Below are 23,713 nucleotides of genomic sequence, written 5' to 3' on the forward strand. Positions count from 1 at the left end.
CATGTTTCAAAAACAAGCTTGCGTATTGAGAAATACCTACTCATTAACGAATAGTCTATTCATAAATCACCATATAAACTTTGTAATATACTAACCGCTGCCAAACCGGCAGTTTCTGATCTCAACACCCGTGGCCCGACCTGCATAGCATGATAAGCGGCAACACGGGCACATTTCTGTTCGTTTTCTGACCATCCTCCTTCGGGACCTACCAATAACGCAACACTCTGACAAGGTGGTAAAGAATTGATATTTTGTTTGGCTTCAGGCTGCAAAATTATTCGCTGCTCGACTTTTATTGCCGTCGTAGCCACGTCAAAGGTCATAGGATTCTCTAACTTCGGCAAACGGGTTCTTCCGGATTGTTCACAAGCCGCCAGCATCACCCCTTGCCAATGTAAACAGCGTTTTTGCCAGCGTTCGGGGGCTAACTTGAGCGTACTATATGCCGTTAATAACGGGATAAAACGCGTCACACCTAATTCCACCGCTTTTTGTAACATATAATCCATTTTATCGGATCGCAATACCGCTTGCGCTAAAGTAATTTTCAAAGGCGACTCACGATTCACAGCAGAAAATTCACCGAGCTTAACACTAACCGTACTTTTATTTAACTCAATAATCGTGGCACGAAATTCTCCCGCTTGACCATTAAATACGATAAACTCATCACCGACCTGCAAACGAAGCACGCGAATTAAATGTCCGGCCGCTTCTTTAGATAGGTTTATAATTTGTTCCGTGTTTAAAGCTTGCGGTTGATAGATACGAGTTAGACGCATAGAATGTTAACGACCTCAATAATTTACTGATAAATTTTTTATGCAAAAGATTAGTGTAATTATTTTAGCGGTTTTTTTGAGCAGCTGCGCAAGCTTTACTCAAACACCCCCATCACTCCCCCGACCAAAAATAGTCAACCACTATCTTTCCTGGACGCAACGTAAGGTACAACTCAACGCCATTCAAAATTTTCGTGTCAATGGCAACCTTGCGGCACACGAAACATCTGGACATGGCGCCAATGCCTCATTCAGTTGGGAACAAACCTATCCTAACTATCAGCTGAGCTTTTTTGGACCTTTAGGCGCACAAAGTGCGGTACTTAACGGAAATCCTCAGCAAGTCAGTTTAACCGTGCATCAACAAACTTACCACGCACAAAGTCCAGAACAACTCTTATACGATCAATTAGGTTTAAATTTACCGGTATCACAATTTTATTATTGGTTACGCGGTCTGCCCGCTCCACAATCCCGTTATACCACGAACTTAGATGCTTATAATCGTGTCATGCAATTACGTCAATCCGGCTGGCGAGTCGTTTATCAACATTTTACTAACCTAGGTAAAATTGATTTACCGGATCGGATTGACCTATCCAATTGTCAGTGGCAAGTCCGCATTATACTCAATCATTGGGATATTAAGTAACACCATGTACTATTGGCCGGCCCCTGCTAAATTAAATCTGTTTTTACATCTTACCGGTCGTAGACCCAACCACTATCATGAACTCCAAACTGTTTTTCAACTGATTGATTACTGTGATGAATTAAGTTTCACACAGCGTACCGATCCACAAATTAATTGTACCTGTTTATCCTTACTCAATCCTGTCACCGCAGCCGTTATACCCGACGAGGATAATTTAGCGATTAAAGCCGCACAATTATTACAAGATAGAAATAAAAACTCACCCGGCGTTGATATACTGATCAAAAAACGTATTCCGATAGGCGGTGGTTTAGGTGGCGGTAGTTCCAATGCCGCCACCACGTTAGTCGTATTAAATCATTTATGGAATATGCATCTTCCCTTAGACGAACTTTTAAAGTTAGGCGCAACACTCGGCGCTGATGTCCCTGTATTTATCCAAGGAGAAACGAGTTGGGCTGAAGGTATCGGTGAAAAACTCCTAGCGATACAGTTACCGGAAACATGGTTTGTGATTATGATTCCACCACTCGCTATTTCGACTATAAAACTTTTTTCACATCCCCGATTGACATACAACACGACACCCATCAAAATACAAACCTTTTTAAGCGGATCATTAACAACACAGAATGATTTTGAATCGATCGTCAAGCAAGATTATCCCATGATGGCAGAAGCTTTAGACTTCTTAAATCATTATGCTCCTGCTCGCTTATCAGGGACCGGCGCTAGTATTTTTGCAACACTCAGTTCAAAAATAGCTGCCGAAACATTGTTAGAAAAAATCAAAGCACCTTATCGGGGCTTTTTGTGTAAAGGGTTAACCACTTCACCTTTACAACAAATAATGAAAAATTGGGGTGTCGCCAAGTGGTAAGGCACCGGGTTTTGATCTCGGCATTCCTAGGTTCGAATCCTAGCACCCCAGCCACAATTCATCCGTCTTTCTCTATTCTTTATTTAACACAATGAGGTTCCTCTGTGTCTGAAATGATGCTCTTTACGGGTAACGCTAACCGACCTTTAGCAGAAAAAGTCGCTAAACATTTAGGTAAGGAATTAGGTAAAGCCACCGTCGGTCATTTCAGTGACGGCGAAATCATGGTAGAAATTTTAGAGAATGTCAGAGGACAAGACATCTTTATTATGCAACCGACGTGTCCACCGGTTAATAGCAATTTAATGGAACTTATCATCATGGCCGATGCCTTACGTCGAGCATCCGCTAAACGTATTACCGCCGTTGTTCCTTATTTTGGCTATGGTCGACAAGACCGCCGAATTCGTTCTTCACGTGTTCCGATTACCGCACGCGTGGTTGCAGATATGATGACTGCTGTCGGCATTAGTCGTTTACTGACTGTCGATTTGCATGCCGATCAAATTCAAGGATTTTTTGATATTCCAGTAGATAATGTCTATGCCACACCCGAAATCTTAAAAGATATGGAAGGACAGAAAATCTATAAAGGAAAAGAGCAATTAATTGTTGTCTCGCCAGATATAGGGGGTGTCGTTCGGGCACGTGCTATTGCTAAACGTTTTAATGATGCGGATATCGCCATCATCGATAAGCGCCGTATTGGTCCGAATCGAACTGAAGTCATGCATGTTATCGGTGATGTCAAGGATCGGAATTGCTTAATGGTCGATGATATCGTCGACACTGGTGGTACACTTTGTTTGGCCGCGCAATCTTTAAAAGAAAATGGTGCGAATTTAGTCATGGCCTATTGTACGCACGCCGTTCTATCAGGGAATGCTATAACCACTATTCAAAACTCAAATATTCATGAACTCGTCGTTACGGATACTGTGCCACTGACGGATGAAGCTCGGCATTGCAAAAAAATTCGCCAACTGAGCTTGAGTGATATGTTGGCAAAAACTATCTGCCGCATTAATTCTGAAGAATCGGTCAGTTCAATGTTTGTTGACTAATAGCCACTCTAAAACACTTATTAAATCACTCAATTAACATTACGCCATTCTAATATGAAAGTAATTGGCAGGCGTTCCTTCTGTTTCGATGCAGAATCTCATTTTACTTCATTATTTCTAAAAAATGCCTGGAATTTCGTTACAAATCCCCGTAAACTACAGCCCACTTAATCCTGGTCGCGGGATGAGTATTTTTTTGAATTTGAGGAATAAACTGATGTCGACTAACCATTCATTTGAACTAACTGCGCAAGCTCGAGAGGCGTTTGGGTCGGGTGCGAGCCGCCGTCTCCGCCGTCTTGAGAATCGCATTCCTGCTATTTTATATGGTGCTTCAGAGCCACCCTTGCCGATTTCCTTGGAACATAATCAGGTATTACGGGCATTGGACAATGAAGCCTTTTACTCGCATATTCTAACTATCAAAATTGATGGCATCGAGCAAAAAGCCGTACTAAAAGATCTACAACGGCATGCTTATAAGCCACGCATTCTACATGTGGATTTACAGCGGGTTTCAGCGAAAGAAAAGATTACCATGTCGGTGCCTTTACACTTTAAAGGCGAGACTGATGCCCCCGGTGTCAAAGACACAGGGGGTGTGCTAACCAAACTATTGAATAGTGTCGAAGTTCGTTGTTTACCTGCCGCCCTTCCGGAATATCTAGAAGTGGATGTATCTAAATTAGGACTGGATGAATCCATCTTATTGTCCGAGCTCAGCTTACCAGAAGGGGTTGAGTTAACGGCAGCAATCAGTCATGAAGAAGACAGACCGGTGGTCAACATTCACATACCGCGTGCGGTTGTCGAAGAAGATCTAACCGCAGCGCCTGAATCAGCCGAAGTACCGGCTATCAATGTCAAAGATGATACCGAACAGGAAGCGAGTGAAAGCAAAGAAAAGGCCGAAAAGGGTAAAGACTAAACTTTCGGCATGACATCTCACTCAATACAGCTGATTGCCGGCTTAGCAAATCCTGGTAAGGACTATGCAAAAAGCCGGCATAATGCCGGATCGTGGCTGATAAGCGCACTACTCCATTCATTGTCCTTATCCCCTTTAAAGATGGAAAATAAATTCCATGCCTCCGTGACTGCCTGGTCTCTTCCCACTGGGAAATGTTGGTTGCTGGTTCCTAACACCTATATGAACGATTCAGGACGTGCGATTAAAGCCATAACTCATTTTTATCATATCCCACCTGAAGCGACATTAATTGTCCACGATGATTTGGATTTATTACCAGGTGTGGCACGCTATAAAGAAGGGGGTGGTGATGGCGGACATAATGGTTTAAAAGATATTATTAGACATTTACAGTGCAAAGATTTTTGGCGGTTACGACTCGGCATCGGCCACCCTGGCCAGCGCGACCGCGTACATGATTATGTTTTAAGTTCACCTTCTGTTTCCGATAAACAAAGAATAGAGCTTGCTATCGATCAGGCGCTGACGACAATCACGCTATTTGCTGAAGGCAATCAAGCACAAGCCATGCAAATGCTACACACGCAACAAGAATAACTGGAAAACATTATGGGATTTAAATGTGGCATCGTTGGGCTTCCCAATGTGGGAAAATCCACCTTATTTAATGCGTTAACTAAAGCCGGTATTGCAGCCGCCAACTACGCTTTTTGCACCATCGAACCAAATATAGGCGTTGTACCTGTTCCCGATCGACGTCTCAACGAACTAGCCAAGATTGTTAAACCACAAAAAATATTACCCACAACCATGGAATTTGTTGATATCGCCGGTTTAGTGCAAGGAGCTGCACAAGGTGAAGGGTTAGGAAATAAATTTCTAGCGCATATACGTGAAGTCGATGCGATTGTGCACGTTGTACGCTGTTTTGAAGATCCCGATGTAGTCCATGTCACAGGCCAAGTTAATCCAGTCGCTGATGTACAGACTATTCATACCGAATTAGCCTTAGCCGATCTAGAAAGCGCTGAAAAAGCGGTACTACGTCTTAACAAAGCCAGTAAATCTAATGACAAATTGGCTCAACAAAGCAAAAGCTTACTTGAGCATATCATTCCAGAATTAAATCAAGGTCGTTTATTACGTCAACTCGATTTGAGTCCTGAAGATTTAAAGTTATTGCGTCCTTATTCTTTTTTAACACTCAAATCAACCTTATACATTGCCAATGTCGATGAACAAGGTTTTGTTAATAACCCATTACTTGATCAATTAGAAACTTATGCCATTGCAGACAAAGCCAAAGTCGTCGCAATTTGTGCGAAATTAGAAGAGGATTGTATCGAGTTAAGTGATGAGGAAAAACAAGAATTTTTACAAGAATGTGGTTTAACCGAAACCGGTTTGGATCGCTTGATACGTGCCGGTTATGAGTTACTGGATCTACAAACCTATTTTACTGCGGGTGTCAAAGAGGTCCGTGCTTGGACAGTACACAAAGGTGCCACTGCACCCCAAGCGGCAGCGTGTATCCATACTGATTTCGAAAAAGGATTTATTCGTGCTGAAGTCATTAGTTACGATGACTTCATACATTATCAAGGTGAACAAGGTGCCAAAGAAGCCGGTAAATGGCGCTTAGAAGGCAAGACTTATCTCGTCAAAGATGGTGATGTCATGCATTTTTTATTTAATGTCTAGTTTAAAATTCCTTCTTAAAAAAACAATTTTTTTCTCATTTTTATGAATATATTTTTTTGTGTCGAATCTAATTAATAATTAATTTTTTATTTTAATTAAAAATTTATTAAAGTCTTATTAGATAAAAGATAACGGCATCATGCGTTTTCTACAAAATGAATAAATTATTAAATTTTTTTATGTTGTTTTTTATTATCTAAATTAAATAATTTTTGTTATAATTTAATAAAAAAATATAGACTATATTATTATTAAACTCCAGAATAAGGAGGGCTTATGAATTTAGATTATTTAGATAACAAAATACCTCAACGTTGGCTATTGTTACTGTGTTATTACCTACCCTTTTGTAATTTATTATCTTTTTATATAAGGCCTAGCAGTTTTTATTTTAAATGTCGCACATTTATCAATGAACTGAAGCACAGCGGTCAGAAAGATTTTCCTTTAGCACAGCTGCCTGATTTTTTATATCTTTTGGAAAAATATTCGTTTAAAGAAACTGAGAAAAAACTAGCCAACGAAATAATTTCCGAAATTTTGATTAAAGATCATAAAAAATTCAAAAAAGATCATTTAATTGCGTTGTTGGCACGATTTGATCCTGATGATAAAAGTAGCCGTACACCTATCCTCAACAACGCCCTGGAACATATCCCCTCTAAATTTTACGCTGAATACTTGAGCAGTTTAAACGCCAGTCAATGTACTTTACGAGACTTAAAATGGTGTGTACGCTTAAAAATTAAACTGAAACTAGAAGATAGATTAGCACTCACCTTATCATTGCCTGATGACAAATTAATTACCTACCAATCAATTATTTTTCCATTAGTAGCCCAAGAATGTAATGAGCTCCTAAATCCTCAATTCGGTTTGAATAAATTTTTAAGTGATCATATCATTAGCCAATTGCTAGAATTTATCTTTATACGTAATCCTCGTTTAATTTTTTCTTCTACTTTCATTCAAACATTACTAAGCCAATTGTTGGAAATTCAAGACCCATTATTAACTTCACGTATTTTAAAACTGGATATATCAGAACGATTTACTTTTTTTGAAAACTTTTTAGTCAATAGCGAAAATTTCCAGCAAACCAGTCACCATTTCCTTAGTTTTTGCCAGGAAGATCGATGCTCTGCTATGATCGATCACTTGATCAATTGCGTATTTAATACTCAAGAAGCTGCGCAGGATGAAACCTTACAGGAAGAAAAAAAATTGACTCTGGATAGCTGGAAGAATTTTTTATTAACAAAACTCTTGGAAGGAAGCTATCGATTGAGTTTATTTCAATTTCTTGCTATCCAAACATTAACCAAAAAACAACTGGATTTAGAAAAACTAAAACAACTTTTTAACACGTGCAATTCACCTGAACAGGAGAAAAATTTTTCACTTGCCTGCCAATCCTCTGTTGTTGAATATAGTATTCTCGCAATAAAAACCTATATTAAAGATAATTTCATGATACACGTACGCAAAGAAAACACTCGTCACGATATTCACCGTGCTTTTTATCGATTTTTTAACAACGAGTATACGGGTAAACCTCTCAATGTTTCGAAACTTATTTTAAAAAAATTACCTGAGCATTTACAAGCTACCTACGAAACAGATTTAAACTTTTTACAACAATTATTATCGCAACTCTATTTAATAGAAAACAACCCTAGCTTAGTGGAATTTAAAAATAAACGTTGGATGGCATGGAATAAAGCTCAAAGAGAATATGAAGAAATCAGCGAGGCGCGTAGAGAACTTCTACAACGCATCCACGATGGACTACAAAGTAGTGTTTCTTATCAACGCATGAATGAGATTTTTGGCAGCAAAGCACAAATCGTGCAGGAAAAATGGAAACAGACTTTAGGTGTTCATTTTTTTGATGCCAATGATAAAGAGGAGCGTAAACTCGCATTACAAGATGCGGCTAAAATTATCCAATTTAAACGTGAATATAATGATACTTCTTCCTTGGGCACTTCACCCATGGCAGGCAGTTATTTTAGCTAACACTCCATCATACCCATTAAGAAAATCCGATCTTCATTTTAGGCCGCTTCAGACTGGTTTAATATCCCCCCAGCGATTAAACAGCTTATAAAGCAATTGAAAGACCTACTCCTCCGAGTAAACTAATTTATGATCATTTAAATAATTTAATAATGACAAGGAGATTTATGGATATTATTAAAGATATAAAAGTAGTTCCCTGGGATCACCAAAGTGGTACGGGACCTTTTCATGTTATTTTTTCGAGTCAAATTTGGAAAAACGCTTGGTGGGTAGAACGCGAACATTGCCCGGGAAAATGGCAAGAAGACCCAAATCATAATCCTTGGCGTATATTTCGCGCGGCAACGAGTGAAGAAATAGCCCTAGGCAATCCTACAAGTTGTGATAGTGCCGAAGATTGCAACAAATTATTATGCAAGGATCCAAAAACCGAAGCTACCTATCAGAAAGTGGGTTATAAAGCCGATGGATCGGGTACTAATCTTTCGTACACTTCAGCGCGTGTCGCAAAATCTGTTTACAATATTTACGAAAAATCTGAGACCAAACCTAAGTTATCTGCTTATATAACTGATTGGTGCCAATATGATGCCAGATTGCAAAATGAAACGGATCCTACTCAAGCTGGACGTGGTTTTGATCTTACTAAAATCGATCCTAACGTATTTGACCGACTTATCTTTTCTTTCATGGGTATTTATGGAGACTTTGGAGAAAAAGCCCACGTTTTGCAAAAATCAGTGGATGGCTGGAATAAACAAGCATCCACTGCAATGAGAAAGGGCCACATCGTGCTAATGGATCCTTGGGGCGATCTCGCCACTTATACGAATGTAGGTTTAAGCGCAGCTCAAGGACATATGGATTTAACTTATGATAATTATCTCAACTATTATCAACAAAAAAAGGCAGCCGGCTTATTAGGTGGGATGAGAGAACTTAAGAAAAAAAATCCCGCTTTAAAATTCTCTTTTAGTGTAGGTGGTTGGACTTTATCAGGATTTTTCTCGGATATGGTTAAAAATCAAGAAATGCGCGAAGAATTTATCAATAGTGTCATTGATTTCATCGAGAGATTCCCGATGTTTGATGGTATTGATATCGACTGGGAATATCCAGGCACCACCGGAAATGCGGGTAATCATTTTGATCCAGAAAACGATGGTAATAATTATGCTCTATTAATTAGTGAATTACGTACCGCATTAGATATTAAATTTGGAAAAAAAACCAAAACTATCACCATTGCGATGAGTGCGGATCCTGAAAAAATGAAATTTAGCAACATAGCAGGCTTGAAAAAAGCAGGCTTAGATTTTATTTTTCTGATGAGTTATGACTTTTTTGGTACTGGTTGGGCTCCTAGTTTAGCACACCATAGCAACTTGCAAAAATCACTAGTATCTGACTTTTCTGCGATCAAAGCATTAGCTTATTTGGTAAGTGAAGGTATTCCAACCCAGATGATTCATTTAGGTGTGGCCAATTATGCACGTGCTGCAGCAGATGCGAATTTAAGCTCATTAAAATATAATATACAAGGTAAGGCTTTGGGCAGTTTTGAAAACGGTGCCTATGAATTCTTTGATTTAATTAAAAACGTTCTTGATTTAGAAGCAAACGCAGCGCAAGGCAAAAATGGTTTCAACCTAATGACCGATACCGATGCCGATGCGGATATTCTGTATAGTACGAATACCCAACATTACATCTCGCTGGAAACACCCCGAACAGCAAAAAACAAAGGTGAATACGTTAAAAATCATGGTCTAGCAGGCTGTTTCAGTTGGTCTTGCGATCAAGATGATGGTTTATTAGCCAACGCTTGCAGAGAAGGAATGGGTTATAAGGTCATTAAGGAAAATTTTGCGATGGATCACCTATATAATAAGGGTATAGAATTTAATATGCCTGGAAAACTTAAAAAATAAATAATACTTACAATTTAATTTTAAGAGTGCTCTTCAGGCACTCTTTTTTTTAATCAAAACTTTGTTTTATTAAACTAATATTAAACAAAAAAGTTGAATCTTTTTATTTTACTTAGTTATCATGAAAGCAGATTATTTTCCTGCATCCAATCGTCATTATAAATCTTGCTCAGATATTTAATACCACTATCCGGTAACACTGTCACAATAGTGGTAGGTTCGGTTAATTCGGCGGCAATCTTTAATGCCGCCCATACGTTGGCACCCGATGAACCTCCCACTAATAATCCTTCTTCTTTAGCTAAGTGTCGCGCGGTTATAAAAGCATCTTTGTCATTAAAAGGAACAATTTCATCCAATACTGAAAAATCGAGTGCTTTCGCAATGTGATCTTCACCGACACCTTCAATTAAATAATTACAATTCCCTTCTTTAGAAATTTTTCCCGTCTTAAAGTATTCAAAATAAATAGAACCTATCGGATCGGGCATCACCACTTTAATGGCTGGATTTTTTTCTTTGAGAAAACGACCTATACCAGAAACTGTCCCGCCAGTACTGCCAGATGCTATAAAAATATCGATTTTACCACGTGTTTGTTGCCAAATTTCTGGGGCCGTGCTGACATAATGTGCTTCAGGATTTTTTGGATTATCATATTGGTCGATTCGAAAACTATTTGGCGTTTCGGCAGCGATACGTTTAGCCACATTGACGTAATGTTCAGGAGAATCCGGAGCAGCTGCGGTCGGTGTTACCACTATTTCGGCACCATACGCACGTAAGGCATTTTGTTTTTCCAGACTGACTTTATCTGGCATCGTCAAAATAGCACGGTAACCTTTTATAGCGGCTAGCATCGCAATAGCGGCACCGGTATTACCAGAGGTATTTTCAACCAGCGTACCGCCAGGTTTTAACCAGCCTTTTTGTTCCGCATCGGCAATAATATACTCAACAATTCGATCCTTGATACTACCGCTAGGATTAGCAAATTCACATTTTACTAAAATAGTAACCTGCTTATTAGGCACAATTCTTTTTAATTTAATAAGCGGTGTATTCCCTATCGATCGTAAAAGAGAATCTATCATCATAAAAATTGAGCAATTACTTTACCCATATCGGCAGGCGATTTTACCGTATGTACACCAGCTGCTTCCAAGGCTTTAAATTTTTCAGCCGCAGTACCTTTACCACCCGAAATAATCGCACCGGCATGGCCCATACGTTTTCCAGCAGGTGCTGTCATACCGGCAATATAAGCCACCACAGGCTTAGTAACATAGGTTTTAATAAAATCTGCCGCTTCTTCTTCCGCCGTACCACCAATTTCACCGACCATTAAAATAGCTTCCGTTTGCGGATCTTCTTGAAACAAACGCAATATATCAACAAAGTTCATCCCTGGAATAGGATCTCCGCCAATACCAACACAAGTACTTTGACCGAAACCTAGATCAGTCGTTTGTTTAACCGCTTCATAGGTTAACGTACCCGAACGTGATACGATCCCCACGCGACCGGGTTTGTGGATATAACCAGGCATAATACCTATTTTACATTGGCCGGGTGTAATCACACCAGGACAATTCGGTCCTATTAAGCGCGCATGGGTATTCGTTTCTAAATAAACCTTCACATCGAGCATATCCAATACAGGTATCCCTTCAGTAATACAAACAATTAATGAAATACCCGCATCGGCGGCTTCAACAATAGAATCTTTACAAAAAGGTGCGGGAACATAAATAACACTCGCATCAGCACCGGTTTTTTCAATAGCATCAGCGACGGTATTAAATACCGGCAAATCTAAATGCTGTGCTCCCCCTTTTCCAGGCGTTACACCACCGACCATCTGTGTACCATAAGCGATGGCTTGCTCAGAATGAAAAGTTCCTTGTTTCCCGGTGAAGCCTTGACAAATGACTTTGGTGTTTTTGTCGATTAATATACTCATACATCTAACCTTTTAAGAAAATATGTTTTATTTTGTAGCCAAAAAATCAAGTGCGAAGAGTATCACGCAATTATTGGAGATTTAACAGCCGCTACTATCTGTTCCGCTGCACCGGTTAAACTATTCGCAGCAATGATATTCAAACCACTTTCAGATAGTTTTTTTGCCCCTACCGCTGCATTATTACCTTCTAAACGCACCACAACCGGAATTTTAACGCCCACATCTTTAACTGCACCAATAATTCCATCGGCAATCATGTCACAACGGACAATACCACCAAAAATATTCACTAATATCCCTTTGACTTTTTCATCGGATAAAATAATCTTAAATGCTTCCGTCACCCTTTCTTGTGTAGCACCACCACCCACATCTAAGAAATTAGCCGGGTTACCACCGTGTAATTTAATTAAATCCATCGTCGCCATGGCGAGACCCGCACCATTCACCATACAGCCAATGTCGCCATCTAAAGCAATGTAATTTAATTCCCAATCATGGGCACGATTTTCACGTTCATCTTCTTGGGAAGGATCACGCATAGCGCGTAACTGAGCTTGTCTAAATAAAGCATTATCATCGACTACCACTTTGGCATCTAAACAGATTAGCTGATCATTTTTATCGATAATCAAGGGATTAATTTCGACTAAACTCAGATCACGCTCGACAAACATCTTACCTAGACCTAATAAAATTTGCGTAAATTCTTTTAATTGATTCGGTGTTAATTGCAATTTAAAACCAATATCACGTGCTTGATAAGGCATCACTCCTAACAAGGGATCCATGGTAATTTTTAATATTTTTTCGGGTGTTTCTTCAGCCACCTTCTCAATTTCAACACCCCCTTCGGTACTTGCCATGATAACCACCCGACGTGTACTGCGATCAAGCACCGCGCCTAAATAGAGTTCGCGTTTAATATCACAAGGCTGGGCAATCAATACTTGACTAACCGGTTGACCCTGCTCATCCGTTTGAAAGGTCACTAAACGTCGACCCAGTAGACGTTTACTTTCCGCTACTACGGCTTCTTTACTCGTAACGTATTTAACACCCCCTGCCTTGCCTCTTCCACCCGCATGTACCTGAGCTTTGACCATCCATGCATTTCCACCTAATGCTTCTGCAGCAGCCAAGGCCTCTTCGACTGTGCTAGCGGGTTTACCTAAGGGGATCGGTAGACCATATTCGCTAAATAGTTCTTTACCTTGGTATTCATGTAGATTCATGGATTTCTTTTTCTCCTAATTATTACTATTACTTTTTAAAAAAAATGTAACGGATAGTTCTCACTCACAATGTCTGCTTATTGGAAGTCATTCATTGCTGCTAGCTTACACGTCAATCAACAAACGAGATGGATCTTCAAGTAGTTCTTTAATGGTTTTTAAAAAGCTCACTGATTCTTTGCCGTCAATAATACGATGATCATAGGATAAAGCAACATACATCATGGGTCGAATAACCACTTGACCGTTTTCTACCACAGGTCGTTCCTCTATTTTATTCATCCCGAGTATCGCACTTTGCGGTGGATTAATAATGGGTGTGGCAAGTAGCGACCCGAAAACTCCGCCATTGGTAATAGTAAATGTACCTCCGGTCATGTCTTCAATAGCGATCTGATTTTCTTTGGCTTTACGACCATAATTGGCAATCGTCTTTTCTATATCAGCAAACGATAAACGATCCGCATCGCGCACAATAGGTACCACCAAACCCCGATCGGTCGAGACAGCAATGCCAATATCAAAATAACTATGATAAACCACTTCGTTACCATCAATGGATGCATTCACAGCGGGAAAACGCTTCAAAGCTTCTATAACCGCCTTAGTAAAAAACGACATAAAGCCCAAACGTGTACCGTGTCTCTTTTCAAAACTGTCTTTATAGAGACTACGCAGTTCAATGACTTTTTGTAGATTAATTTCATTAAAAGTTGTCAAAATAGCCGCATTATGCTGCGCCGCCACAAGTCGTTCAGCGATGCGCGCACGTAACCGTGTCATGGGTACACGTTTTTCCAAACGTTCATTGCGGGCAGGCGTATCCGATACAGGGGCATCAGCAGCCATCCGCTTGGATAGATCCGAAGGTAATGTTTGTGGTGCAGGTGCTTTTGCTTGCTGCAATACATCGGATCGCGTCACACGACCTGATTTACCGCTACCTGAGATATTCTCTAAAGGTAAACCTTGTTCTGCTGCGCTACGTCTTGCCGCAGGACCTGCCAAATGGGTGTCACTATCCGCAGGTTTAGTTTTTTCTGCGACGGGTGCTGCTGCTGATTGAGAGGGTTGATCTGTTTTCATACTCGCTTCCTTGTCAGTGTCTAGATGCGCTAAAATTTCACCCGCTTTAACCACAGTTCCTGCTTGTTTTATAATTTCGCCCATCACACCGTCGGCGGGTGCCGGTACTTCTAAAACCACTTTATCAGTTTCCAGATCGACTAGATTATCATCCCGTTTAACCTTTTCACCTGATTTTTTATGCCACGTGATGACGGTCGCATCAGCAACCGACTCAGGCAACATCGGAACTTTTACTTCAATACTCATCTCTGGATTCCTCTAAGTTAATTCAGCTTTTTGGCTTAAAAAAAATCTAGGTTAAAGCTTCTTTAACCAATGTTTGTTGTTCTTCTGCATGCACTAAAGGTGAACCTACCGCAGGAGCTGCGGAAGCGGGTCTACCTATATATCGTAAGGTTTGAGTTTTTCCAAGACACGAAACAAGATGATGTTGGACACCATACCAAGCCCCTTGGTTTTTAGATTCTTCTTGGCACCACACTACATCTTTGACTTTAGAATAACGTTTTAGTTCGGCATTGAGCTCGATGTCTGGGAAAGGATACAGTTGTTCGATACGTATCAGTGCAATATCATCACATTTTTTCATGCGACATTGTTCAAGTAAATCATAATAAACCTTACCGCTACATAAAACGACACGTTTTACTTTTTTGACGTCGACTTCACGGTCAGAAATAATAGATTGCCAACCGCCGCTGCTTAATTCATGCAAAGTCGATACCGCTAATTTATTGCGTAACAAACTTTTCGGTGTCATCAGGATCAAAGGTTTCCGATAGCGGCGTAACATTTGCCGCCGCAAACAATGAAAAATCTGTGCGGGTGTACTGGGGACACAGACTTGCATATTATCTTGTGCGCATAGCTGTAAGAAACGTTCTAAACGGGCTGAGGTATGTTCAGGACCCGAACCTTCGTAACCATGAGGAAGAAATAAAACCAAACCACACAATCTTCCCCATTTTTGTTCCGAAGAACTTAAAAATTGATCAATAACAACTTGCGCGCCGTTAACAAAATCACCGTATTGTGCTTCCCAAATAACTAAACTATTCGGATTAGAAATCGCATAACCATATTCAAAACCCATGACTGCCGCTTCTGAAAGTATGGAGTCAATAACAGAAAATGCATTGGGATGTTTGGCAAGCTGCGCTAAAGGGACAATGGTTTGATTGGTATTAAAATCGTGAAGTACCGCATGACGGTGGAAAAAGGTACCCCGTTCACTGTCTTGACCGGATAAACGCACTTCATAATCTTCTTGCAATAAAGTGGCGTAAGCCAGCGTTTCGGCATAACCCCAATTTAATGGTAATTGACCCGCGGTCATTTTACGTCGATCTTCCATAATTTTGGCGACTTGTGGTTGCAATACAAAACCTTCGGGTAAGGTTTCAATTTGTGTAGCCAATTTTTTAAGAAGTTTTAAATTGACCGCGGTATCAACCACGGCACGCCAATCTTGATAACGATAAGGGCGCCAATCAATACGATACGGATTGTCGTAATCGATAGTAAGACGTTGCACAACGGGCTCACCATTATCTAAGCAATTTCTATAGGCATCGGACCACTGTTGAACCTCGTCTGCAGTTACTACACCTTGACTCATTAAGACATCGGCATACTGCTGTTTTGCTGTCGGTAATTGCTTGATAGTTTGATACGTTATCGGCTGGGTTGCGGCAGGTTCATCAGCTTCATTATGGCCGTGACGACGATAACAAACTAAATCAATAACGACATCTTTTTTAAACGTTTGCCGAAAGTCAAATGCCAGTTGTAAAGTAAACAATACCGCTTCGGGGTCATCTCCATTGACATGAAAAATCGGCGCATCAACAATTTTAGCTGGGTCGGTACAATACCAACTCGAACGCGCGTCTTGCGGGTCGGTGGTAAAACCGAGTTGATTATTCAACACAATATGTAAAGTCCCACCGGTTCCATAGGCTTCGGTTTGTGATAATTCAAAATTTTCCATAACGATGCCCTGACCAGAAAAGGCCGCATCACCATGAATAAGTAAAGGTAACACCTGACTTCTACCACTATCTTGACGTCGCTCTTGGCGTGAACGTACTGAACCTTCTACCACAGGGTTAACAATTTCTAAATGTGAAGGATTAAACGCCATAGCGACGTGCATGATGCCATGATCAGTTTTTAAATCGGCAGCAAAACCTTTGTGATATTTCACATCTCCCGAGCGATTTTCTTGTGTTAGCTTACCAACGAACTCTTCAAACAATTTAGCCGGTGATTTACCTAAAATATTAATTAAGACATTTAATCGACCACGATGTGCCATGCCAATCACAATTTCTTGTACCGAATCAGCACTGGCATACGCGATTAATTCTTCGAGTAAAGGAATTAAACTATCACCGCCTTCCAAAGAAAAACGCTTTTGTGCGACAAATTTATTACCGAGAAATTTTTCTAAACCATCCGCCTTGATCAAACTTTTTAAAATAGTTTTTTTAATTTGTGCTGAAAAACTCGGTTTACCCGCAACCGATTCAATACGCGATTGCAACCAGGATCGTTGTGCGTGATCGACAATATGTTCATATTCAAAGCCTATAGTTCGACAGTAAATCTTTTTTAAATGCGCTAGCAAGCTTTCTGCCGTAACACTTTGTAAACCGAGTAAGCCATTAAGATTAACGGTACGACCCAAATCTTGCTCATTAATATCGTGGCTTTCTAAACTTAAATCGACTATTTTTCGTTTGGAGGCTAATGCTAACGGATCCAAATGCGCTTGATAATGACCATAGCGCCGATAAGCATCAATTAATCCTAGCAATTTATATTGAAAATCGCTGGTCTGGCGAGTCGTTCTCTTCTCAATAGGACGTTGCGCTAATTCAGTGAAATAAGAACGTATGTCGGTATGCGAAACATCCTTTTCTTTATCACTGAGTTGATTAAAATAGGTTTGCCATTCAGCACTGAGCTGATTCGGGTCACGTAGGTATTGCTCATAGAGGGTTTCTAAATAAGTGCCATTGCCACTAAATAGATAGGAATTTTTTTGTAAGGCCTGTGCCGATTTTAATTGCTCAGTCATGATGGTTAAATTTTATCCTATTAAGTGCTCACCGTTAAGTAAACTTATATACTCGGTGTGAGTATAGTTTATTGTATTTATCTAAATAACAGAAATCATCGCTGACTCAGTGTTCTGCTAAAAAGCTTCACACTTCTTCCTGTAAAAGCTCAGAACGTATATGACCTATTGCCTTAGCTGGGTTAAGACCCTTAGGACAGACCGTGGTACAGTTCATAATAGTCCGACAACGAAATAAACTAAATAAATCATTTAATTCCGCTAAACGTTGTTCTTTGGCATCGTCGCGATTATCTACCAAAAAGCGGCAAAGCCACAATAAGGCTGCTGGACCCAAAAATTTATCCGGATTCCACCAATAAGAAGGACAAGCGCTAGTGCAACAAGCACATAAAATACATTCATAAAGCCCGTCTAATTTTTCGCGTTGCTCAGGTGATTGTAAACGTTCTTTGGCGGGTGGCTCTTTATCATTAATAAGATAAGGCTGAGCTTTTTCGTATTGACGATAAAAAGGTTCCATGTCCACCACTAAATCACGTATCACCGGTAAACCTGGCAACGGTCTCAAAATAATCGGCGAGCGCAAAGAAGAAACCTGCGTGATACAAGCCAAACCATTTTTACCATTGATATTCATGCCGTCGGATCCACAGACACCTTCGCGGCAAGAACGACGAAAGCTCAAGGTTTGATCTTGTTCCTTCAAACATTCCAAGGCTTCCAATAACATCATGTCTTTACCGGACACAATCTCCAGCGTGTAATCCTGCATATAAGGCTTTTTGTCGATCTCGGGATCATATCGATAAATAGAAAATTGCATAATTTAGCCTAATGAGTGAATATATAGAACATACAAAAAAGCCATTCAACAACACAATCCATTAAAAGATAAAGAGGTTGCATTAGTAAGATCGCTCTTTAAGCTCCATCGGCGGTACCGTTAAAGGTTTCCGATTAACCGATCTAAAATCTATCGTATCCGCTTTAGAAAAGTATAGTAAATGCTTTAACCAATTTTCATCATCCCGTTTCGGAAAATCTTCACGACTATGCGCACCGCGACTTTCTTCACGCGTTAATGCAGATAGTGCAGAAGCAGTAGCCACTTCCATCAGGTTATCGAGCTCTAAGGCTTCCACGCGCGCGGTATTAAAAATTTGACTATGATCGGTTAAGACCGCATGGTTTAGACGTTCTTGCAATCGTTTTAATTTAACTAAGCCTTCTTCCATATATTTCGCCGTACGAAACACGCCAAAATCGGTTTGCATAATTTTTTGCATCGCATGCCGAATCTCGACCAAACTTTCTCCTTGCTTGGATTGCTCCCAACGGTTCAATCGACTTAATGCCACATCTAAATCATCCTGTGTAATATTAAGTAGTGGTAAATCTTGGATTAAGGATTCGCCGACATGTAAACCGGCTGAACGACCAAACACAATTAAATCAAGCAAAGAGTTACCACCCAATCGATTCGCACCATGCACAGAAACGCAAGCACATTCACCCGCTGCGTATAAACCTTCCACCACTTGATCCTGACCTTCGATATCGATCGTGATGACTTGACCATGCACATTAGTAGGTATTCCACCCATCATGTAATGACAAGTTGGAACAACGGGTATCGGTGTGGTAATGGGATCGACATGCGCAAACGTCAAGGCCAATTCACGAATTCCAGGTAAACGTTTTTTAATAATATCTGCACCCAGATGATCCAACTTTAATTTGACATAATCAGTGCCTTCTGGATTAAATCCGTTTCCAGCACGTAATTCTAAAGCCATTGCACGCGCGACGACATCCCGCGAAGCTAAATCTTTGGCATGGGGGGCATAACGTTCCATAAAACGTTCACCCTTTTTATTAATGAGATATCCCCCTTCACCACGACAACCTTCTGTCACCAATACACCGGCGCCGGCGATCCCAGTCGGATGAAATTGCCACATTTCCATATCTTGAACCGGAAAACCCGCACGTAAGGCCATACCGATGCCATCACCCGTATTGATCATCGCATTGGTCGTCGATTGGAAAATTCGGCCTGCACCACCTGTCGCTAAAATAGTGGCACGACTATGAAAAAAAACCACTTCGCCGGTTTCAATACATAAAGCAGTCAACCCCGCGACTTGGCCTTGTGGGGTTTTAACCAAATCAATAGCATACCATTCATTAAAAAAATGTGTTTTAGCTTTTAAGTTTTGCTGATACAAAGTATGTAACAAGGCATGGCCCGTTCTATCTGCCGCGGCACAGGTACGAGCAGCTTGATCCCCACCAAAATTTTTGGATTGGCCACCAAAAGGACGCTGATAGATCTTTCCTGACTCCATCCGTGAAAACGGTAAGCCCATATGTTCCAGTTCATACACTGCTTCAGGACCCGTTTTACACATATACTCAATACTAGCTTGATCTCCTAAATAATCAGAGCCTTTAACGGTATCATACATGTGCCAACGCCAATCGTCTTCATGCGCATTACCTAAGGCACAGGTGATACCACCTTGCGCAGAAACCGTATGTGAACGCGTTGGGAATACTTTAGAAATCAACGCAACTTTCTGACCTGAGTGGGCTAATTGCAAGGCCGCTCGCATACCCGCGCCTCCCGCACCAACGATCACCGCATCAAATGTGTATGTGGGTAAAGCCATAGGTTAGTTGCCCCAGAAAATCACTAAACCCCAGATAAAATAGAGGAATAGCGCAATGATAATGATGAGTTGACTGAATAAACGTAAACTCGCTGATTTAATATAGTCCGTCACTATCGTCCATAAGCCAATCCATGCATGCCAAAATAAACTTAATAAAAATAAGCTGCTGAACAAACGCATACCAAAATGACTAAATAGACTCTGCCAGGTCACATAATCCAGAGGCTGATGACAAAGAATAAACGTCAATAAAAAGATAATATAGGCTGCCAAGATCAGCGAAGTGACGCGTTGGATTAACCAATCACGCAAACCGTTACCGCTCAGACTGGTTACATTGGTTAATTTTTTTACCATAAATAAATTCCCATCACACCAGTCAATAGTATCGCCAGCACCATCACCACACCTCCGCTAAAGCGAGCTGACTTCAGTTCTTCGCCAATTCCACCATCCATTAACAAATGGCGTATACCGGCAAATAAATGGTAAAAGAGTGCCAATAAAAAACCTAAGAGCATCAATTTAATTAAAGGGTGTGTAAAACACGTATGTACGGTAAAAAAAGCCTCTGGACTCTGCAGTGTCAGTGTCATAACGACTAAAAAGACCGGGATAATTAAAAATAAGAAAAAACCCGAGATTCGATGCAAAATTGACACGATTGCGGTAATAGGAAAGCGCATCGTCAATAAATTAAGGTTAATGGGACGTTTACTCACAGATTGTAAGCCTTTAAATGAAACTAGAGGAAAAAGACTGGGCGATTATACGCTTAAATAGAGCGCAAATACAAATTAGTTTACTTTGATACCGGTGGGTGTTTAAAGTAAGTCTAATGACTCTATTAATAAGCAAATTCAACCGCGGAAGTGATGCATTATCTACTACTTGCTTATCCTTCAATTCGTAAAAACTCCTAAATAAAATTTAATTTAAACCCACCAAACCTGCTAATTTTTTCATCTCATCAGCTTTTAACTCACGGTATTGGCCTCTACTCAAATCCTCAGGCAATGCCACATTGCCGAATCGCACACGCATCAAACGACTGACGCTAATACCTTGCGATTCCCATAAACGTCTCACTTCTCGATTGCGACCTTCTTTCAACACCACATGATACCAATGATTGGCACCGGATCCACCGCGCTCTTCGATACGCGTAAAAGCTGCTTTGCCATCTTCTAATTCCACGCCTTGAGTTAAACGTTGCAGAATTTTCTTATCTACTTTGCCTAATACACGCACGGCATATTCTCTTTCAATTTCGTAAGAAGGATGCGATAAACGATGCGCTAATTCGCCATCATTGGTAAAAACTAATAACCCTAAGGTATTGATATCTAAACGACCGATCATGATCCAACGTTGACCGCGCAATGATGGCAAGTGTTCAAATACTGTCGGCCGCTGGTCTGGATCCGAACGTGCACAGATCTCACCTTCTGGTTTATGATAGATCAACACACGGCGCTTAAAATCGGTAGCGGGTATTAAAGAGACGGGCTTACCCTCTATCAAGATTTTTGCTGTCAAATCAATTCTATCACCCAGTTTAGCAGGCTTCTGATTAATCCGAATTCGACCTTCGCGGATCCAACGTTCTATTTCACGGCGCGAACCGATACCTAAATTGGCCAATACTTTTTGGATTTTTTCATTCATGCCAGGTAACCTGTTAATTCTCTCATGTTATGCTAAATTAAAAATCGGTGTTTGTATTTCTTTTTCTCTTTCGAATAACAATTTCCTTGTAACAATTAATTTAATGATATACTTAAAAATGCTTTTCAGGATGAAAAGTTTGATGCGGGAGTCGTATGTTAGCCAGGATATTGATTACACTATTATTGATACTCATCGCTGTAACCACTTACACACAAACCCATCACACTATTATTTACCAACCCTATGCCGCGCATCGCTTGAAAATACGGATGGATCAAAATCAGCTAACACACAAAACGCCTATCTCTGACACTTCCTAGGTATCACCGTCATGGTAAGCGAACGTAATGACAAACCAGAAGCTTTAGCCGAAAAAAATCTTTTATTAAGTTAGTTTTTTAACCTGAAATTAAAATTTATACGTGAGTGATAAGGTATAGATTCTACCTTGGAAACGTGCTTTAGCATTAAATTCCTGCATAAACTTACCCGTCACGGTTAAATTCCATGGACTATACCTATAACCTAACTCTGCGCCAGCTGCATGCACTTCGTTAGTAGTGACATTCGTTAATAACGTCGAACCGCTATCCTGTCTAACCTGCCATTGATCATAGCCAGGAATACCGATTTCTAAGGTTCCATGATCGAATGGTATATACTTACTGATTCCCCAATTTAAGGAAAAATAATCTCCTGGTTTAATATCCACATCCGTTTTTCGTTGATTGATATCGTAAGTAGCCGTTAACAAAAAAGCTTAAGATGATACAACTAAAATAAACCTTAGCCCATTTTAATTTAACCCGTTTTATTCTGTTTAGAATCAAATCGTTTAAGTCCTTTTTGATAACGGTGAATTTTTTCTAAATAATGCGATGCATACCATTGCATATCAGTTATTTGTTGGGTGGATAATGGCTTTATTTTGCCTGGAGAACCCATTACTAAGGAACCATCTGGAATAATTTGGTTTTCTAACACCATGGCATTGGCAGCAATCAAACATTGCTTACCTATCACAGCGTTATTCAATACTTTAGCACCGATCGCAATCACTGAATAATCTCCCACGGCACGCGCATGAACCATTGCGTGATGAGCAATCGTTACATTTCTACCAATTTGCATGGGCATATCCGGATCGGTATGTAACACTGCACCATCTTGGATGTTCGTATTTTCACCAATTTCTATCACGGTATTATCGGCACGAATCACCGCTTGAGGTAAGATAATGACATGATTATGAATGATCACTGCACCAATGACATCCGCACTTTCAGCAATAAAAATATCGTCACCTAACAAGCTTGGAATTCTGTCTTCAAAAGAATAAAGCATTTAAAAGTAACCTAATTATCCAGGACATCGAGTGAAGCCTTGGATTCATTATCGGCCACATGTGGTCGCTCGGGAGATTCACTCATCCCAGGTAAGGGAAAAGGCGGTAATTCTGCTAACTCTTTTAAGCCAAAATGATCAAGAAATAATGTCGATGTAGCATACAGATTAGGTCGTCCCGGTACTTCACGTTGCCCGACCACCTGTATCCATTCTTGTTCCAATAAAGTTTTAATCATATTGGGATTCACCGCTACACCGCGTATCGCTTCAATGTCGCCGCGTGTCACTGGTTGCTTGTAAGCGATGATACTTAAGGTTTCTAAGAAAGCTCGCGAATAACGGGGAGGTTTTTCCGGCCAGAGTCGTTTTACCCACACGTTGAGTGGACTAGCCGTTTGAAAACAATAACCACTCGCTAATTGTTTTAATTGGATACCGCGATCGTGATAATCCTCGGCAAGATTCAGTAGAGTTTTTTTTAGCGTCGATGTATTAGGCCGCTCTTCCTCAGTAAACAAATCCAAAAGACGCTTCAAACTCAACGGTTCGCCGGCCGCAAGAATAGCTGCTTCACATATTGATTTAAGCCTTTGGTTTTCCATAAGCAAACTATAGCAGCTTAACAATAAGCTGGCTATTGCCCAAACAACTTGATCCAACCCATTAATTGATGTCT

Annotated in this window: 23 protein-coding genes and 1 tRNA gene; 10 read left to right on the forward strand and 14 right to left on the reverse strand. The window is 40.3% G+C overall.

Annotated elements, in window-relative coordinates; genetic code table 11:
• Window positions 1–59: 59 nt before the first annotated feature.
• Window positions 60–785 (reverse strand): 16S rRNA (uracil(1498)-N(3))-methyltransferase, encoded by a 726-nt coding sequence (locus tag A1D18_RS02845; RefSeq protein WP_071662311.1) that lies wholly within the window; start codon window positions 783–785, stop codon window positions 60–62.
• A gap of 40 nt (window positions 786–825) precedes the next feature.
• On the opposite strand from A1D18_RS02845, the gene lolB reads away from it, so the two are divergent.
• From lolB to A1D18_RS02890, 9 genes are all read left to right on the forward strand, one after another.
• Window positions 826–1,437: a lipoprotein insertase outer membrane protein LolB gene (gene lolB, locus A1D18_RS02850; RefSeq protein WP_071662312.1), complete on the forward strand. Its 612-nt coding sequence runs from the start codon at window positions 826–828 to the stop codon at window positions 1,435–1,437.
• Between the two features lie 4 nt (window positions 1,438–1,441).
• Window positions 1,442–2,320, forward strand: a complete 879-nt coding sequence (gene ispE, locus A1D18_RS02855) for a 4-(cytidine 5'-diphospho)-2-C-methyl-D-erythritol kinase (protein WP_071662313.1) — start codon at window positions 1,442–1,444, stop codon at window positions 2,318–2,320.
• Window positions 2,300–2,374: transfer RNA gene (locus A1D18_RS02860), tRNA-Gln, on the forward strand. Before ispE ends, A1D18_RS02860 begins: the two co-directional genes overlap by 21 nt.
• Window positions 2,375–2,433: 59 nt before the next feature.
• Window positions 2,434–3,384 carry a ribose-phosphate pyrophosphokinase gene (locus A1D18_RS02865; RefSeq protein WP_245756776.1) on the forward strand — a complete coding sequence of 317 codons (951 nt, stop codon included), beginning with the start codon at window positions 2,434–2,436 and terminating at the stop codon, window positions 3,382–3,384.
• Window positions 3,385–3,601: 217 nt separating this feature from the next.
• On the forward strand, window positions 3,602–4,312 hold the full coding sequence (locus A1D18_RS02870) for a 50S ribosomal protein L25/general stress protein Ctc (protein ID WP_071662315.1): 711 nt from the start codon (window positions 3,602–3,604) through the stop codon (window positions 4,310–4,312).
• 9 nt (window positions 4,313–4,321) lie between these two features.
• A complete protein-coding gene (gene pth / locus A1D18_RS02875) occupies window positions 4,322–4,912 on the forward strand; it encodes an aminoacyl-tRNA hydrolase (protein WP_071662316.1) in 591 nt (196 codons plus the stop codon).
• Window positions 4,913–4,924: 12 nt separating this feature from the next.
• Window positions 4,925–6,016: a redox-regulated ATPase YchF gene (ychF, locus tag A1D18_RS02880; RefSeq protein ID WP_071662317.1), complete on the forward strand. Its 1,092-nt coding sequence runs from the start codon at window positions 4,925–4,927 to the stop codon at window positions 6,014–6,016.
• Window positions 6,017–6,292: 276 nt separating this feature from the next.
• Window positions 6,293–8,035, forward strand: coding sequence for a hypothetical protein (locus tag A1D18_RS02885; protein WP_071662318.1), 1,743 nt, complete (start codon window positions 6,293–6,295; stop codon window positions 8,033–8,035).
• A 167-nt stretch (window positions 8,036–8,202) separates the two neighbouring features.
• A complete protein-coding gene (locus tag A1D18_RS02890) occupies window positions 8,203–9,969 on the forward strand; it encodes a glycosyl hydrolase family 18 protein (protein ID WP_171910810.1) in 1,767 nt (588 codons plus the stop codon).
• A gap of 119 nt (window positions 9,970–10,088) precedes the next feature.
• Here the strand turns inward: A1D18_RS02890 and A1D18_RS02895 are convergent, their stop codons facing one another.
• The 10 genes from A1D18_RS02895 to rluB all read right to left on the reverse strand — a co-directional run bounded on the left by A1D18_RS02895 (window position 10,089) and on the right by rluB (window position 21,687).
• Window positions 10,089–11,066: a PLP-dependent cysteine synthase family protein gene (locus tag A1D18_RS02895; protein ID WP_071662320.1), complete on the reverse strand. Its 978-nt coding sequence runs from the start codon at window positions 11,064–11,066 to the stop codon at window positions 10,089–10,091.
• Window positions 11,063–11,932, reverse strand: a complete 870-nt coding sequence (gene sucD / locus A1D18_RS02900; protein WP_071662321.1) for a succinate--CoA ligase subunit alpha — start codon at window positions 11,930–11,932, stop codon at window positions 11,063–11,065. The genes A1D18_RS02895 and sucD overlap by 4 nt, the downstream gene beginning before the upstream one ends.
• Before the next feature lie 62 nt (window positions 11,933–11,994).
• Window positions 11,995–13,170, reverse strand: a complete 1,176-nt coding sequence (sucC, locus tag A1D18_RS02905; RefSeq protein ID WP_071662322.1) for an ADP-forming succinate--CoA ligase subunit beta — start codon at window positions 13,168–13,170, stop codon at window positions 11,995–11,997.
• Window positions 13,171–13,275: 105 nt separating this feature from the next.
• On the reverse strand, window positions 13,276–14,505 hold the full coding sequence (gene odhB, locus A1D18_RS02910) for a 2-oxoglutarate dehydrogenase complex dihydrolipoyllysine-residue succinyltransferase (RefSeq protein WP_071662323.1): 1,230 nt from the start codon (window positions 14,503–14,505) through the stop codon (window positions 13,276–13,278).
• 46 nt (window positions 14,506–14,551) lie between these two features.
• Window positions 14,552–17,341, reverse strand: a complete 2,790-nt coding sequence (locus A1D18_RS02915; RefSeq protein ID WP_071662324.1) for a 2-oxoglutarate dehydrogenase E1 component — start codon at window positions 17,339–17,341, stop codon at window positions 14,552–14,554.
• A 127-nt stretch (window positions 17,342–17,468) separates the two neighbouring features.
• Window positions 17,469–18,167, reverse strand: a complete 699-nt coding sequence (locus tag A1D18_RS02920) for a succinate dehydrogenase iron-sulfur subunit (RefSeq protein WP_071662325.1) — start codon at window positions 18,165–18,167, stop codon at window positions 17,469–17,471.
• 82 nt (window positions 18,168–18,249) lie between these two features.
• Window positions 18,250–20,016, reverse strand: a complete 1,767-nt coding sequence (sdhA, locus tag A1D18_RS02925; protein WP_071662326.1) for a succinate dehydrogenase flavoprotein subunit — start codon at window positions 20,014–20,016, stop codon at window positions 18,250–18,252.
• A gap of 3 nt (window positions 20,017–20,019) precedes the next feature.
• Window positions 20,020–20,376, reverse strand: coding sequence for a succinate dehydrogenase, hydrophobic membrane anchor protein (gene sdhD, locus A1D18_RS02930; RefSeq protein ID WP_071662327.1), 357 nt, complete (start codon window positions 20,374–20,376; stop codon window positions 20,020–20,022).
• Window positions 20,370–20,741 (reverse strand): succinate dehydrogenase, cytochrome b556 subunit, encoded by a 372-nt coding sequence (gene sdhC, locus A1D18_RS02935; protein WP_071662328.1) that lies wholly within the window; start codon window positions 20,739–20,741, stop codon window positions 20,370–20,372. Before sdhC ends, sdhD begins: the two co-directional genes overlap by 7 nt.
• A gap of 208 nt (window positions 20,742–20,949) precedes the next feature.
• On the reverse strand, window positions 20,950–21,687 hold the full coding sequence (gene rluB / locus A1D18_RS02940) for a 23S rRNA pseudouridine(2605) synthase RluB (protein WP_071662329.1): 738 nt from the start codon (window positions 21,685–21,687) through the stop codon (window positions 20,950–20,952).
• 155 nt (window positions 21,688–21,842) lie between these two features.
• Between rluB and A1D18_RS06860 the strand changes: the two genes are divergently transcribed.
• Window positions 21,843–22,010 carry a hypothetical protein gene (locus tag A1D18_RS06860; RefSeq protein ID WP_171910811.1) on the forward strand — a complete coding sequence of 56 codons (168 nt, stop codon included), beginning with the start codon at window positions 21,843–21,845 and terminating at the stop codon, window positions 22,008–22,010.
• Window positions 22,011–22,099: 89 nt separating this feature from the next.
• Here A1D18_RS06860 and A1D18_RS02945 read toward each other — a convergent pair whose 3' ends face one another.
• From A1D18_RS02945 to scpB, 3 genes are read right to left on the reverse strand one after another with little or no spacing between them, the layout of a single operon-like run.
• Complete coding sequence (locus A1D18_RS02945; protein ID WP_071662330.1) at window positions 22,100–22,444, reverse strand: transporter; 345 nt, start codon at window positions 22,442–22,444, stop codon at window positions 22,100–22,102.
• Between the two features lie 47 nt (window positions 22,445–22,491).
• Window positions 22,492–23,034 (reverse strand): gamma carbonic anhydrase family protein, encoded by a 543-nt coding sequence (locus A1D18_RS02950; protein WP_071662331.1) that lies wholly within the window; start codon window positions 23,032–23,034, stop codon window positions 22,492–22,494.
• Between the two features lie 11 nt (window positions 23,035–23,045).
• A complete protein-coding gene (scpB, locus tag A1D18_RS02955) occupies window positions 23,046–23,639 on the reverse strand; it encodes an SMC-Scp complex subunit ScpB (RefSeq protein WP_084028707.1) in 594 nt (197 codons plus the stop codon).
• Window positions 23,640–23,713 lie beyond the last annotated feature (74 nt).

Source organism: Candidatus Rickettsiella isopodorum (genome assembly GCF_001881495.1).
In the GTDB taxonomy this organism is placed as follows: Bacteria; Pseudomonadota; Gammaproteobacteria; order Diplorickettsiales; family Diplorickettsiaceae; genus Aquirickettsiella; species Aquirickettsiella isopodorum.

What these genes read in the sequence shown, in the direction of transcription:
- A1D18_RS02845 (WP_071662311.1), bottom strand. Translation starts at nt 785, where the DNA reads ATGCGTCTAACTCGTATCTATCAACCGCAAGCTTTAAACACGGAACAA.
- lolB (WP_071662312.1), top strand. Translation starts at nt 826, where the DNA reads ATGCAAAAGATTAGTGTAATTATTTTAGCGGTTTTTTTGAGCAGCTGC.
- ispE (WP_071662313.1), top strand. Translation starts at nt 1,442, where the DNA reads ATGTACTATTGGCCGGCCCCTGCTAAATTAAATCTGTTTTTACATCTT.
- A1D18_RS02865 (WP_245756776.1), top strand. Translation starts at nt 2,434, where the DNA reads ATGATGCTCTTTACGGGTAACGCTAACCGACCTTTAGCAGAAAAAGTC.
- A1D18_RS02870 (WP_071662315.1), top strand. Translation starts at nt 3,602, where the DNA reads ATGTCGACTAACCATTCATTTGAACTAACTGCGCAAGCTCGAGAGGCG.
- pth (WP_071662316.1), top strand. Translation starts at nt 4,322, where the DNA reads ATGACATCTCACTCAATACAGCTGATTGCCGGCTTAGCAAATCCTGGT.
- ychF (WP_071662317.1), top strand. Translation starts at nt 4,925, where the DNA reads ATGGGATTTAAATGTGGCATCGTTGGGCTTCCCAATGTGGGAAAATCC.
- A1D18_RS02885 (WP_071662318.1), top strand. Translation starts at nt 6,293, where the DNA reads ATGAATTTAGATTATTTAGATAACAAAATACCTCAACGTTGGCTATTG.
- A1D18_RS02890 (WP_171910810.1), top strand. Translation starts at nt 8,203, where the DNA reads ATGGATATTATTAAAGATATAAAAGTAGTTCCCTGGGATCACCAAAGT.
- A1D18_RS02895 (WP_071662320.1), bottom strand. Translation starts at nt 11,066, where the DNA reads ATGATGATAGATTCTCTTTTACGATCGATAGGGAATACACCGCTTATT.
- sucD (WP_071662321.1), bottom strand. Translation starts at nt 11,932, where the DNA reads ATGAGTATATTAATCGACAAAAACACCAAAGTCATTTGTCAAGGCTTC.
- sucC (WP_071662322.1), bottom strand. Translation starts at nt 13,170, where the DNA reads ATGAATCTACATGAATACCAAGGTAAAGAACTATTTAGCGAATATGGT.
- odhB (WP_071662323.1), bottom strand. Translation starts at nt 14,505, where the DNA reads ATGAGTATTGAAGTAAAAGTTCCGATGTTGCCTGAGTCGGTTGCTGAT.
- A1D18_RS02915 (WP_071662324.1), bottom strand. Translation starts at nt 17,341, where the DNA reads ATGACTGAGCAATTAAAATCGGCACAGGCCTTACAAAAAAATTCCTAT.
- A1D18_RS02920 (WP_071662325.1), bottom strand. Translation starts at nt 18,167, where the DNA reads ATGCAATTTTCTATTTATCGATATGATCCCGAGATCGACAAAAAGCCT.
- sdhA (WP_071662326.1), bottom strand. Translation starts at nt 20,016, where the DNA reads ATGGCTTTACCCACATACACATTTGATGCGGTGATCGTTGGTGCGGGA.
- sdhD (WP_071662327.1), bottom strand. Translation starts at nt 20,376, where the DNA reads ATGGTAAAAAAATTAACCAATGTAACCAGTCTGAGCGGTAACGGTTTG.
- rluB (WP_071662329.1), bottom strand. Translation starts at nt 21,687, where the DNA reads ATGAATGAAAAAATCCAAAAAGTATTGGCCAATTTAGGTATCGGTTCG.
- A1D18_RS06860 (WP_171910811.1), top strand. Translation starts at nt 21,843, where the DNA reads ATGTTAGCCAGGATATTGATTACACTATTATTGATACTCATCGCTGTA.
- A1D18_RS02950 (WP_071662331.1), bottom strand. Translation starts at nt 23,034, where the DNA reads ATGCTTTATTCTTTTGAAGACAGAATTCCAAGCTTGTTAGGTGACGAT.
- scpB (WP_084028707.1), bottom strand. Translation starts at nt 23,639, where the DNA reads ATGGAAAACCAAAGGCTTAAATCAATATGTGAAGCAGCTATTCTTGCG.